This is a genomic window from Streptomyces sp. NPDC014889 (assembly GCF_043081205.1).
Taxonomy (GTDB): domain Bacteria; phylum Actinomycetota; class Actinomycetes; order Streptomycetales; family Streptomycetaceae; genus Streptomyces.
Window position 1 is genome coordinate 475155 of the sequence record NZ_JBIBWH010000001.1, and the last position, 12175, is coordinate 487329.

At 72.3% G+C, this 12175-nt stretch carries 15 protein-coding genes; 8 read left to right on the plus strand and 7 right to left on the minus strand.

Going from position 1 to position 12175, the window contains the following annotated elements; all coding sequences use genetic code 11:
- Positions 1 to 75 precede the first annotated feature (75 nt).
- Positions 76 to 522, plus strand: a complete 447-nt coding sequence (locus ACF09J_RS02135; RefSeq protein WP_392303447.1) for a DoxX family protein — start codon at positions 76 to 78, stop codon at positions 520 to 522.
- A 24-nt stretch (positions 523 to 546) separates the two neighbouring features.
- Here ACF09J_RS02135 and ACF09J_RS02140 read toward each other — a convergent pair whose 3' ends face one another.
- On the minus strand, positions 547 to 1047 hold the full coding sequence (locus ACF09J_RS02140) for an RNA-binding S4 domain-containing protein (protein ID WP_392303448.1): 501 nt from the start codon (positions 1045 to 1047) through the stop codon (positions 547 to 549).
- A gap of 55 nt (positions 1048 to 1102) precedes the next feature.
- Here ACF09J_RS02140 and ACF09J_RS02145 point away from each other — a divergent pair, with 55 nt between their 5' ends.
- Both ACF09J_RS02145 and pip read left to right on the plus strand, forming a co-directional pair.
- Entirely contained in the window at positions 1103 to 1816 is a 714-nt protein-coding gene (locus ACF09J_RS02145) for a uracil-DNA glycosylase (protein WP_392303449.1), read from the plus strand.
- A gap of 58 nt (positions 1817 to 1874) precedes the next feature.
- Entirely contained in the window at positions 1875 to 2873 is a 999-nt protein-coding gene (gene pip, locus ACF09J_RS02150; protein WP_392303450.1) for a prolyl aminopeptidase, read from the plus strand.
- Here pip and ACF09J_RS02155 read toward each other — a convergent pair.
- On the minus strand, positions 2845 to 4074 hold the full coding sequence (locus ACF09J_RS02155; RefSeq protein WP_392303451.1) for an MFS transporter: 1230 nt from the start codon (positions 4072 to 4074) through the stop codon (positions 2845 to 2847). The genes pip and ACF09J_RS02155 overlap by 29 nt on opposite strands.
- A gap of 189 nt (positions 4075 to 4263) precedes the next feature.
- On the opposite strand from ACF09J_RS02155, the gene ACF09J_RS02160 reads away from it, so the two are divergent.
- Positions 4264 to 4449 (plus strand): hypothetical protein, encoded by a 186-nt coding sequence (locus ACF09J_RS02160; protein WP_392303452.1) that lies wholly within the window; start codon positions 4264 to 4266, stop codon positions 4447 to 4449.
- Between the two features lie 30 nt (positions 4450 to 4479).
- Here the strand turns inward: ACF09J_RS02160 and ACF09J_RS02165 are convergent, their stop codons facing one another.
- Positions 4480 to 4932 (minus strand): hypothetical protein, encoded by a 453-nt coding sequence (locus tag ACF09J_RS02165; protein WP_392303453.1) that lies wholly within the window; start codon positions 4930 to 4932, stop codon positions 4480 to 4482.
- Positions 4923 to 5561 (minus strand): ATP-binding protein, encoded by a 639-nt coding sequence (locus ACF09J_RS02170; RefSeq protein ID WP_392303454.1) that lies wholly within the window; start codon positions 5559 to 5561, stop codon positions 4923 to 4925. The genes ACF09J_RS02165 and ACF09J_RS02170 overlap by 10 nt, the downstream gene beginning before the upstream one ends.
- 247 nt (positions 5562 to 5808) lie before the next feature.
- Here ACF09J_RS02170 and ACF09J_RS02175 point away from each other — a divergent pair, with 247 nt between their 5' ends.
- From ACF09J_RS02175 to ACF09J_RS02185, 3 genes are all read left to right on the plus strand, one after another.
- A complete protein-coding gene (locus ACF09J_RS02175; RefSeq protein WP_392303455.1) occupies positions 5809 to 6669 on the plus strand; it encodes a helix-turn-helix domain-containing protein in 861 nt (286 codons plus the stop codon).
- A complete protein-coding gene (locus tag ACF09J_RS02180; RefSeq protein ID WP_100569534.1) occupies positions 6670 to 6942 on the plus strand; it encodes a DUF397 domain-containing protein in 273 nt (90 codons plus the stop codon).
- Between the two features lie 92 nt (positions 6943 to 7034).
- Positions 7035 to 7823 carry an SAM-dependent methyltransferase gene (locus ACF09J_RS02185; protein WP_392303456.1) on the plus strand — a complete coding sequence of 263 codons (789 nt, stop codon included), beginning with the start codon at positions 7035 to 7037 and terminating at the stop codon, positions 7821 to 7823.
- A gap of 64 nt (positions 7824 to 7887) precedes the next feature.
- Here the strand turns inward: ACF09J_RS02185 and ACF09J_RS02190 are convergent, their stop codons facing one another.
- Both ACF09J_RS02190 and ACF09J_RS02195 read right to left on the minus strand, forming a co-directional pair.
- Positions 7888 to 9375 (minus strand): glutamate synthase subunit beta, encoded by a 1488-nt coding sequence (locus ACF09J_RS02190; RefSeq protein ID WP_392303457.1) that lies wholly within the window; start codon positions 9373 to 9375, stop codon positions 7888 to 7890.
- Between the two features lie 231 nt (positions 9376 to 9606).
- The gene (locus ACF09J_RS02195) at positions 9607 to 10323 is read right to left on the minus strand and encodes a DUF2293 domain-containing protein (protein WP_392303458.1); all 717 of its coding nucleotides are present in this window, start codon (positions 10321 to 10323) and stop codon (positions 9607 to 9609) included.
- Between the two features lie 69 nt (positions 10324 to 10392).
- On the opposite strand from ACF09J_RS02195, the gene ACF09J_RS02200 reads away from it, so the two are divergent.
- Positions 10393 to 11034 carry a uridine kinase gene (locus tag ACF09J_RS02200; RefSeq protein WP_392303459.1) on the plus strand — a complete coding sequence of 214 codons (642 nt, stop codon included), beginning with the start codon at positions 10393 to 10395 and terminating at the stop codon, positions 11032 to 11034.
- A gap of 18 nt (positions 11035 to 11052) precedes the next feature.
- Here ACF09J_RS02200 and ACF09J_RS02205 read toward each other — a convergent pair whose 3' ends face one another.
- Positions 11053 to 12144 carry a magnesium and cobalt transport protein CorA gene (locus tag ACF09J_RS02205; protein WP_392303638.1) on the minus strand — a complete coding sequence of 364 codons (1092 nt, stop codon included), beginning with the start codon at positions 12142 to 12144 and terminating at the stop codon, positions 11053 to 11055.
- Between the last annotated feature and the right edge of the window lie 31 nt (positions 12145 to 12175).

Consider the following 12175-nt stretch of genomic DNA (forward strand, 5'->3'; position numbering starts at 1 on the left):
CGGTCTACCTCTGTGAAAGCACGACGGCCTGAAAGCACCTCGGCCGTTCCTCGTCGCCACACACAGGAGACCCGCATGTCCGTGTCCGAGCGCACCGTGCCCACCGCACCCACCACGTCGCGGACGCCCGCCTCCGGCCGCCGCGCCGCCCGTGTCGCGCTGCGAGCGGTGCAGGTGCTCCTCGCGCTGTTCTTCGTGCTCGCCAGCGCGCTGCCCAAGCTCATCGCGCATCCGACGGCGGTCGAGACCTTCGACCGGATGGGCTGGGGCAGCGTGGGCATGTACAGCATCGGAGTGCTGGAGCTGGCCGGGGGCGTGGCGCTGCTGATCCCGGCGCTCCAGTCGGTGTCGGCGGTTGCGCTGAGCGCGCTGATGGTGGGGGCGTTCATCGTGCAGCTCACCGCCTTCGACGGGCAGAACGCGGCGACCCCGGTCGTCCTGATCGTGCCGCTGGCGGTCATCGCCTGGGCGCGACGGGACCACAACGCCCGGCTGCTGCGGCTGGTGCGGCGGCAGGCGTGACGGAACCGACCGCCCGGACCGGCGTCACCGCTCCGCGGGACGACTCCCCGAGCCGCCTCCGAAACCACCCGGCCCGCCCAGGTCCCGCAGGCGTTCCAGCTCGCGGCGGTCGCGCTTGGTGGGGCGGCCCGTGCCGCGGTCGCGGATGCCGATCGGGGCGACGGCCTCGCGGGGCGGGGGCGGCGGGGAGTTGTCGACGTAGCACTGGACGGCGATGGGAGCGCCCACGCGCTTGCGGATCAGCCGCTTGACGACGACGATCCGCTCGCGGCCCTCGTGCCGCAGCCGCACCTCGTCGCCGACGCGCACCGAGTAGGCGGGTTTCACCCGCTCCCCGTTCACCCTGACGTGCCCGCCCCGGCACGCGGTGGCGCCGATGGAGCGGGTCTTGACCAGCCGGACGGCCCAGATCCAGCTGTCGATCCGCACGTTCTCCCCGCTCGCCGGCCCGGCCGCCTCGGCGGCGACGACGGCGGCGGTCGTCTTCGGATCCACGTCCCGGTCCTGGTCGTCCTGCGAAGCCATGCATCCGACCTTAGCGGCCCGACGGCCCCGACCCGGAGGTAATTACCGTGGAGGCATGGACGACAGCAGCATCCTCGCCGCCCTCGACGAGCGGATCGCCGGCTGCCGGGCCTGCCCGCGGCTGGTCGCCTGGCGGGAGGAGGTGGCCCGCACCAAACGGGCCGCGTTCGCCGACTGGACGTACTGGGGCCGCCCGGTGCCGGGATACGGACCGGCGGACGCCCGCCTGCTGATCGTCGGACTGGCCCCGGCGGCACACGGCGGCAACCGCACCGGCCGCATGTTCACCGGAGACCGCTCGGGCGACGTACTGTACGAGGCGCTGTACGAGCTGGGTCTGACCTCCCAGCCCACCTCCACCTCCGCCGACGACGGCCTGGAACTGTACGGGGTCCGCGTCACCTCGCCCGTGCACTGCGCGCCACCCGCCAACAAGCCCACCCCGGGCGAGCGCGACACCTGCCGTCCCTGGCTGGTCCAGGAACTCGACCTGCTGCGTCCCACCCTCCGCGCGGCGGTCGTCCTGGGCGCCTTCGGCTGGCAGGCGGCCCTCCCGGCCTTCGCGGAAGCCGGCTGGCCCGTCCCCCGCCCCCGCCCGCCCTTCGCCCACGGCGCCCGGGTGTCCCTCGGCGGCCTCGACCTCTTCGCCTGCTTCCACGTCAGCCAACGCAACACCTTCACGGGCAGACTCACCCCCACCATGCTCCGGGACGTCCTGCAGACAGCGGCCCGAACGGCGGGGCTGCCGGTGAGGCCACCGGCGGGGTAGCCACGGTGGCCCGGGAAACGGGACGACGCGGACGCCGTACGCCCGCTACGGTGCCCGGATGGGCCTGTACCCGGAGACCGAACCGTACGACCAGGGCATGCTCGACGTCGGCGACGGCAACCGTGTGTACTGGGAGGTCTGCGGCAATCCCCGCGGCAAGCCGGCGGTGATGCTGCACGGAGGGCCGGGCTCCGGGTGCACACCGGTACACCGGCGCTACTGCGACCCCGCCGCGTACCGGATCGTGCTGCTCGACCAGCGCGGCTGCGGCCGTTCCACGCCGCACGCGAGCGTGTACGGCACCGACATGAGCGTCAACACGACCGCGCACCTGATGGCCGACCTCGAGCTGCTGCGGCGGCACCTGGGCGTCGAGCGGTGGCTGGTGTGGGGCGCCTCGTGGGGATCGGTGCTGGCGCTGCGTTACGCGCAGACGCATCCCGGCGTGGTCTCCGAGCTGGTGCTGACGGGAATCGCGACCGGCTCCAACCCGGAGGTGGCCCTGCTGACCCACGGCCTGGGGAGGATCTTCCCCGGGGCCTTCGAGCGGTTCCTCGCCGAGCTGCCCGAGCCGGACCGCACCGGAAACCTCGCGGCCGCCTGCAATCGGCTGATCGAGTCGCCCGACCCGGCCGTGCGCGAGCGGGCCGCGCGGGCCTGGACCGACTGGGAGACGGCGATCGTCCCCGCCCCGCCCCGCTCCGTCGAGCGCTACGAGGACCCCGCGTTCCGCATGAGCTTCGCCCGTACGGTCACGCACTACTTCGGCAACGACCACTTCCTCGGCGAGGGCAACGACGAGGGCGTGGTGCTGGGCGACGCCCACAGGCTCGAGGGCATTCCCGGCACCCTCGTCCAGGGCAGCCTCGACTTCGGCAATCTCCTCGGCACCCCCTGGCGCCTCCACCGGTCCTGGCCGGACAGCGAGTTGGTCCTCGTGGACGAGGCCGGGCACGACTCGGGGGCACCGGGCGTGGTGGAAGCCCTGGTGGCGGCGACGGACGCGTACCGTCTCGGCGGCAGCGGTCTCACTGGGCGGTCTGCGCGAGGCGGTTGATGCGGTACACGTCCGGGACGCAGAGGTTGAGGAGGGTGGCCGCGGCGATCATGCCGGCGCATGCCAGCAGTACGCCCTGGGTGTCCCAGGAGCGGGCCGCGAGGGCGGTGATGAGGTAGCCGAGGGGGATGGCGAGGCGTTCCCCGATGCCGTTGAAGGCGCTCATGCGGCCCTGTTCGGCCTGGGGCACGTGCTGTTGGAACGCGGTGGTCCAGGCGACGATCGCGACATCGAGCCCGACCCCTGCCAGCGAGGCGCTCAACAGGACGAGGAGCAGCGGCGAGCCGCACGCCATGGCGGTCAGGGGAAGCGCGAGGGCCGCGCCCGCGCCGACCGCGACGGTGAGCAGTCGGTGCGGCTTCCAGCGCAGGCACACGAGGGTCCCCGCCAGCAGACCGGAGGCGAAGGCCGCCTGGATCAGGCCCCAGTCGCGTGCCCCCGCATACCGCTGGGCGGCGACGAGCGGGCCGAGAAGCTGGAAGCCCGCCAGCCACGCCGCGACGAGGACGGTCCCGGCAGCCGTGTAGGTCCACAGCCAGGTACGCGACCAGAAGCCGCTCCAGCCCGTACGCAGGTCCCCCAGAACGCCGGCGGCCCTGGTGAGCGGGGCGTCCAGACGCAGTCCGAGAAGCAGGACGGCCGCGGCGGCGAAGGTGAACGCGTCCCAGGCCAGGGCCCAGGCCGCGCCACTGGCCGCGACGACGAGCCCGCCGACGACCGGCCCGAGCACCTTGACCGCGTTGCTCGGCAGTCTCAGCAGCGCGTTGGCCTGCTGCAGGTGCTGCGCGGGAACGATCTGGGCGACGGCGCCCTGCGTGGCGGGCACGGTGAAGGACGCCGCGGTTCCCGACACGAAGCCGCACGCCGCGATCGACGCGGTCGTCGCGTGCCCGGTGGCCACGGTGACGGCCAGCGCGCCCGCCGCCAGCAGATTGCCCAGGAAGAGGATCCTGCTCCGGGACAGGCGGTCCGCGAAGACACCGCCCGCGAGGAGGAACACGATCGTGGGGACGGTGTTCGTGGCCAGCACCAGGCCGAGGGATCCCGCTCCTCCGCCCTGTTCGATGACCGAGTAGGCCAGGGCGAGCGGGGCCATCGCGGACCCGGTCGCCGAGATGAGGTTGGCCACTACGAACCGTCGGAAGGCCGCGAGCCCCCAGGGCGTGCGGATGGTCGTCGTCGGCTCGGCAGCGGTCTTCATGTCTCCCTGAACACGGGCTGTGCGCGGATCGGCGCGGATGGTGCTGGTACTGCCCAGAAATGTGAGGCGCGACGCACCTTCGGTGGTGAACCGGTGTCACGTACGTCTCAGTAGGGTCACCAGGAGAGGCGTTCGCCCCCTGCATGGCGGTTAAATCTGCACGTACAACATTGAACGTGGAGGTGCAGCGTGAACGGGCGAACGGTGCTCGAGCGCTTTCCCGCCGGCGGTCCCCGCGGGTCGTGGCCGGCGGAGGAGTTCGCGCATGCGCGACGTCTGGAGGGCTTGCCCGCCGAGGTTGTCATGGACCTCGCGACAGACACGTTCCTGGTGATCGTCCGAGGCGGAGAGCCGGGCGTTGACGCGACGGCGTGACCCGTCGGCTTCCCCGCCCCTTCCGCTTCCTTACGCGCTGACCGTGGTGGACCAGGCCGGGGTCGTCCCGGTGATGCGGCACAGCGCCAGGTAGAGGGGGATCGGCGGGGTGTAGGGGATCGTGCCCGCCGGGCGGTGGACGAGCGTGGGCGCCGTCGGTGAGGCGGGCAGCGTCGCGCCGGGGGAGTAGTGGGCCGGGGCGGGCCAGCGCAGGGCGTAGTCGGAGTCCGCGGGGACGATCCACCACCAGTGCGCGCGGTCGGCGTAGACGCAGCCCACGCGGGGCAGCCGGGGCATCAGCTGCGGACCGAGGTGGGCGGGGATCGCCACCGCGTCGCAGCCCAGGGGAGCGGTCATGTCCTCGGGCAGGGACAGCCGCCGGGGTGTGCCGTGGGTGCGCAGACGGCGCCCCATGCGTACGAGCGTGTCCAGGTTGAGCGACTGGCCTGTGCCGCCCAAGGCGCCGGCGTCGGTCACAGCCATGCGGTCCCCGTTTCCTGATGTGTCTGCCGGTGGGTCTGCCGGAGCGCCTGGCCGTGCACCTGCGGGCCGTTCTTGTCGCCGGCGTCGCGGGCCGGGACCGGCTTCGGGCGGGCGCCCCAGCCCAGGTCGCTCCGCGCGGACGCGGTCCGGCGCGGCAGCTCCGCCCACACCACGAGGCCGGTGCCCTGGTCGTGGGCTCCCCAGGCCAGGCACATGGCGTCGACGAGAAGCAGTCCCCTCCCGTGCTCCTCCTCGGGCTGCCGCGGCGACGGCAGCGGCTCGCCCGGCGCGCACCCCTCGTCCCGCACGGCTATGCGCACCAGCTCGTCCCCGTCGTGCAGCTCGCACACGATCTGCCTGCTGGCGGTGTGCACGATGGCGTTGGTGACCAGCTCCGAGACGACGAGGGCCGCCGCGTCGCAGGTGTCCTCGCACACGGACCAGCCGGTCAGCCTGGTCCGGGTCAGGCGCCTGGCCTGCGCGGGGGAGCCGGGGTGCGCGGCCAGCTCGAAGCGGAACCGACGCTCGGCAGCGCCCCCGACGGGGCCCGCTCCCGTACTCGCGCCGCGGCTCGGCGAGCTCGCGGCGGCGTCTGTTCCTAAGGGCGGAGACGGAATCACGCTTGCCACTATCGCCCCGCCGTGAACACTTGGCAAGTGGCACTCTGAAAGTTGCAGAGTGTTGGAGTCACGCTGAGGGGCCATGGCACACTGCTCGCAACAGCACGTCGAACGGCGCCAGTTGAGACTGCCGAGCCCCCAGATTTTCGAACGGGCTTTCGAGCGGTTGCCGTGGGCCGTGCGGGATTCATGACGGGAGCCTCCGGAATCCTCACGTCCGTCCGTACAGTTCGCTCCTGGGTCATGGAGGTGGAGTGTGAGTGAGCCGCGGTCCGCGCCGACCGTCGGGCAGGTCGTGCTCGGCCGGCGTCTGTGGGACCTGCGGGAGAGCGCGGGACTCAAGCGTGAGGAGGCCGCTCGCATCCTGCACGTGGCGCCTGCCACCGTGCGCCGCATGGAGATGGCCGAGGTCGCTCTCAAGATCCCGTACCTCCAGCTGCTGCTGAAGGCGTACGGCGTCTCCGACGAGGAGGCCGAGGCCTTCACGCGGCTGGCCGAGGAGGCGAACCAGCCGGGCTGGTGGCAGAGGTTCCACGACATCCTGCCGGGCTGGTTCTCGATGTACGTCAGCCTGGAGGGCGCCGCCGCGCTCATCCGCTCCTATGAGCCGCACTTCGTCCCCGGGCTGCTGCAGACCGAGGACTACGCGCGCGGAGTGCTCGAGTCCGGCGCCGTCGGGCAGACCAGCCCCGAGGGCATAGAGCGCCATGTCGCGCTGCGCATGCAACGCCAGGACCTGCTCACCCGTCCGGACGCACCCAGGTTCTGGGTGGTGATGGACGAGACCGCGCTGCGCCGCCAGGTGGGCGGCCCCGAGGTGATGCGTGCCCAGATCGACAGGCTGCTGGAGGCCGCGAAGCTGCCCAACGTGACCTTGCAGGTCGCCCCGTTCTCCGCGGGGCCGCACGCCGGCACGTACGGCCCCTTCGTGCTGTTCCGATTCGCCATGCCCGAACTTCCGGACATGGTCTACAGCGAGTACCTGACCGGCGCGGTCTACCTGGACGCGCGTCAGGAGGTGGCGAGCCACCTCGAGGTCATGGACCGCATGGCGGCGCAGGCCGCTACTGCACATCGCACGAAGGAGATCCTCCGGGATTTCCGCAAGGAGCTGTGAATGGAACGCATCACGTACCAGCCCAAGCCGCGGCTGCGCGGCGGCATCTACAACGGCATGCCCGCCCGCGAACTCGGCAGCGAGGGCTGGCACAAGCCGTGGAGCGGGGGCAACGGAGGCAACTGCCTGGAGGCCATGAAGCTGGACGACGGCCGGATCGCGGTCCGTCAGTCGACCGACCCGGACGGACCGGCGCTCATCTACACGACCGACGAGATGACGGCGTTCATCGAGGGCGCGAAGGCGGGAGAGGCGGACTTCCTGCTGGCCTGAATGACCCCTGTCTGTTGACTGTCTCAACTCCCTAATCTTGGTAACGACTTGATCATGACCACTGCTTGCTTCAGACGTTTACGAGGTGCCGTATGACCGAGATCGACACCAGCAAGCCGCATCCCGCGCGGATGTACGACTGGTACCTCGGCGGCAAGGACAACTACCCGGTCGACGAGGAACTGGGCCGCCAGATGCTGGCACTCGACCCGCGGGTGCCGGTGATGGCCAAGGTCAACCGCGCGTTCATGCACCGGGCGACGCGCTGGCTGGCCGGCCAGGGCATACGGCAGTTCCTGGACATCGGCACCGGCATACCGACCGAGCCGAACCTGCACCAGGTCGCCCAGTCGGTCGCGCCGGACGCGCGTGTCGTCTACTGCGACAACGACCCGATCGTGCTGGCCCACGCGGCGGCCCTGCTGCGCAGCGCGCCGGAGGGCATCACCGAGTACGTGCAGGCCGACGTCCGCGACCCGGCCACGATCCTTCAGGGCGCCGGAAAGGTCCTGGACTTCAGCCGGCCCGTGGCCCTGTCCCTGGTGGCACTGCTCCACTTCATCACCGACGAGGACGGCGCCCACGACCTGGTCGCCCGTCTCCTCGCCGAACTGCCCTCGGGCAGCTACCTGATGATGACCCACGCCACCTCGGACTTCACCCCGGAGGACTCCCAGGCGGCCACGGCCAAGCTGAAGGCCGCGGGCGTCACCCTCGCCCTGCGCTCCCGTGAGGAGTTCACCCACTTCTTCGACGGTCTGGAACTCGTCGAGCCCGGCGTGGAGGTCGTCCACAAGTGGCATCCGGAACTGGGCGAGCCGATCCCGGGCCAGGACGACGGCGTCATCCCGGGCTACGGGGCGGTGGCGCGAAAGCCGTGACCGCGGAAGTCGTGACGCAGTGACGTCCGGGGCGCCCCGCCGGCCAGGTGGGGCGCCCCGGACGTCACACCCGCATCGGACGGTCGTACGGGCCGATCGGGGACGGGAGGCTCCAGACGCCCGTCAGGCGGTGGTCCACGGCCGCTGCGACCGCGCGCCCCTCGGCGATGGCCCAGACGATCAGCGACTGGCCCCGGGCGGCGTCCCCGGCGGCGAACACGCCCGGGACGTTGGTCGCGAAGGCCGGGTCCCGGGCGATCGTGCCCCGGGGGGTGAGCCGCAGCCCCAACTGGTCGATGAGACCGTCCTCCTGGGACGGGCCGGAGAAGCCCAGCGCGAGCAGCACCAGATCGGCCGGGATCGCGCGCTCGGTACCCGGCAGCTGGCGCCGTTCCGCGTCCACCTCGGCCAGGTGCAGTTCGCGCACATGCCCGTCGGCGTCACCGGTGAAGCGGAGCGTCGACGCGGCGAACAGCCGCGCGTCGGCGTCCGCGACCGGTGCCGTGCCCAGGTCGCCCGCCTCCTGGTGCGCGGGCGACAGCCGGTAGATCTTCGGGTAGGTCGGCCACGGTTCGAGCTCCTCGTCGCGCTCGGTGTCCGGCTGGGCGTAGATGTCCAGCTGGGTCACGGACGCGGCGCCCTGCCGCACCGCCGTACCCAGGCAGTCGGCGCCCGTGTCCCCACCGCCGACGATCACGACATGCCGGCCGGCCGCGCACACCGGTGAGGCCTCCACGTCGCCCTCGCACACCCGGTTGGACAGCGGCAGGTACTCCATCGCCTGGTGGATGCCGGTCAACTCCCTGCCGGGCACCGGAAGTTCACGCCAGGCAGTGGCGCCCGTGGCGATCACCACCGCGTCGTAGCGTGCCCGCACATCCGCGGCCCCGACGTCCCGCCCGACCTCCGTCGACGCACGGAACTTCGTCCCCTCGGCCAGCATCTGCTCCAACCGCCGCTCCAGATGGTGCTTCTCCATCTTGAACGCGGGAATGCCGTACCGCATCAGCCCGCCGAGCCGGTCGTCCCGCTCGTACAGGGCGACCGTGTGCCCCGCCCGGGTCAGCTGCTGGGCCGCGGCCATCCCGGTCGGCCCCGAGCCGATCACCGCGACGGTCCGCCCGGACAGCCGGTCCGGCGGGCGCGGCGGGGCGAACCCCTCCTCCCAGGCGCGGTCGGCGATCGCGCACTCGACGTTCTTGATGGTGACCGCCGGCTGGTTGATCGCGAGCACGCACCCCGCCTCGCACGGCGCCGGACACAACCGCCCGGTGAACTCGGGGAAGTTGTTCGTCGCGTGCAAACGGTCGGCCGCCGCCCGCCAGTCCTCCCGCGACACCAGGTCGTTCCACTCGGGGATCAGATTGCCCAGCGGACAGGCCTCGTGGCAGAACGGCACCCCGCAGTCCATGCACCGGTCGGCCTGATCGCTGATGATCGGAAGCAGCCCGCCCGGCACGTACACCTCGTGCCAGTCCCGTACCCGCTCCTCGACCGGCCTGCGGGGCCACTCCTGGCGGGGTGTGGTCATGAAACCCTTGGGATCGGCCATGGCCGTCCCCCTTGCCTCGGGCACCACCTCTTTCCGGCCACGATACGTCCGCCACCCACCAGGCGCAGAGCCCGGTACGTCCCGGAAACCGGGCGCCTGGACCCGGGCGCCTCCGGCGGGTGTGTGGGCGGTGCGGTGCGCGCGGGCCAGGTCTGGCCGCGGTGCGGTGCGCCCGCACCCGGAGGCGTCCGTCGTGCGGCGGGCGCGGGGTCGTCGGCCCCGGGCGGGTGCTCAGGCGCGCGGTTCCTGCTCCCGCCAGGCCCGCAGCACCGAGTCCACGGCATCACTGATCCGCCGCCGGGCCTCGGGCCGCGCCACCCCGCTCATCAGCAGCCGGTCGTAGGGGGTGTCCAGGTGGCGCACGGAGGCCGTGACTGCCGAGGTGACCGCGGCCTCGGTCAGGGCGCGGCCCGAGGCGCTGCGGCCGACCCGTCCGCTGCCGCGCAGCGAGGCATGGGAGGCCGTGGCCCGCGCGCGGTCCGGCGGGCAGGCGGGAAAGAGCCGCAGGATCTCCGCCGCGAACGCGTCCGTGAAACGTATGTCCTCGGCCGCGCGCCGACGTGCGTCGCGCGCCCGGCGGCGGCGCCGGGCCTCGGCGTCCGCCAGGCACCGTTGCTCCGCGCGGACCAGCGCCGCCTCCTGGACGAGGACGCCCTGCCGCTCGTAACGGCTCCTGCGCCGGTTGAACCGCACCACCACCGCCGACAGCGCGCTCTCCTCCCGTGACCGGCGCGTCAGCGCGGTGTCGCCGCGCGGCAGGAAGACCAGGTGCCCGAGGTCGGCGCAGTCCAGGCACCGCGGCGCTCCCTCCTCCAGCACGAGCAGCGGCAGCGGACCGCGCCGGCACGCGGCGCAGTACTTGCGCCGCAACGGCTGGACGACGAGAAGGCCCTCGGACGGCCGGGGCACCCGCAGCGGGACCGGCCGAGGGGCCGTAGGTGGGGCCATACGGCGTACATTCCCCGGCGCCTGCCCGGACGCTCCTCTCGCCGCACCCCACGCCCGCCCTGACGCATCATGGGCCGTGTGCGACTTGAAGCGATCACCTGGGAACGGCTCGGCGACCTCCTCGCGGAGCGCCTGCTCGACCTGAAGCCCGCCGACGGCAGCCCCTGGCCTCGCGTCGCCTTCGACGGCGCCCCCGCCGCCCTCCCGGGCGATCTCGCCCACCGCGTCGCCGAGGCGCTGCGGCCGCTCGGCCGCCCCGCGCTGGTGGTGGGCGCCGAGGGCTTCCTGCGCCCGGCCTCCCTGCGCCTGGAACACGGCCACCGGGACGAGGAGTCCTACTACAACGGCTGGCTCGACACCGGCGCCCTGTGGCGTGAGGTCTTCGGCCCGCTCGAACCCGGCGGTGACGGCCGCGTCCTGCCCGACCTGTGGGACCCGGTCGCCGACCGCGCCACCCGCAGCGACTACGTCCAGCTCCCGCCCGGCGCCCTGTTGCTGCTGCACGGCCCCCTCCTGATGCGCCACTGGTTCCCCTTCGACCTGACCGTCCACGTCCTCCTCTCCCCGGGCGCCCTGCGCCGCCGCACCCCGGAGGCAGAGCACTGGACGCTGCCCGCCTTCGAGCGCTACGACGCCGAGACCGACCCGGCCCGCACCGCCGACGTCCTGATACGCGCCGACGACCCCCGGCACCCGGCCTGGACCGGCTGAACCAGGCGCCACCTGCGCTCAGAGCCAGCCGTTGCGGCGGAAGCCGCGGTACAGCGACACGCATATGACGGATATCAGGCAGATGACCAGCGGATAGCCGTACCGCCAGTGGAGCTCCGGCATCACGTCGAAGTTCATGCCGTACACCCCGCACACCATGGTCGGGACGGCGATCACCGCGGCCCAGGCCGTGATCTTGCGCATGTCCTCGTTCTGCGCCACCGTCACCTGCGCGAGGTGGGCCTGCAGAATCGAGTTCAGCAGTTCGTCGAAGGCGGCGATCTGCTCCTTGGCCCGCGTCTGATGGTCGAGGACGTCCCGGAAGTACGCCTGTATCTGCGGGTCGACCACCCGCATCGGCCGGGCGGAGAGCTCCTCCAGCGGACGGCCGAGCGGCACGACGGCCCGCTTCAGCTCCAGCAGCTCCCGCTTCAGCTGGTAGATCCGCCCCGGGTCGACACGGTTGCCGTCCTCCGCGAACACCTCGGTCTCCACCTCGTCGATGTCCCCCTGGAACGAGTCGGTGACGCTCAGGTAGTCGTCGACCACGTGGTCCGCTATCGCGTGCAGCACCGCCGCCGGGCCCTTGGCGAGCTGCGCCGGATCGGACTCCAGCTCCTCGCGCAGCGGACCGAGCGAGCCGTGCCGGCCGTGCCGCACGGTGATCACGAAGTCCTGCCCGGCGAAGACCATGATCTCGCCGGTGCTCACCACCTCGCTCGTCGCCGTCAGCTTCTCGTGCTCGAGGTAGCAGACCGTCTTGAACACCGCGAACAGCGTCTCGCCGTACCGCTCCACCTTCGGGCGCTGGTGCGCCTTGACCGTGTCCTCCACCGCCAGCGGATGCAGGTCGAAGAGGTCCGCGATGCCCGCGAACTCCTCGTCCGTCGGCTCGTGCAGCCCCAGCCAGACGAAACCCTCACGGGCCTTGCGCACCCGCGTCACGGCCTCCACCAGGTCGCCGGCCTCCGGGACCCGCTCGCCGTCCTGGTAGGCCACGCAGTTCACCACGGAGGAGCCCAGCGGGGACCGGACGGGATGGCTCAGGTCGACCCGGCGCCGCCCTCGGGCCAGCCGAGCCACCTTGCGCAGATTCCCCGCCATGGACATCCGGATCTCCTCGCGTGCCCCTTTTGCCGCC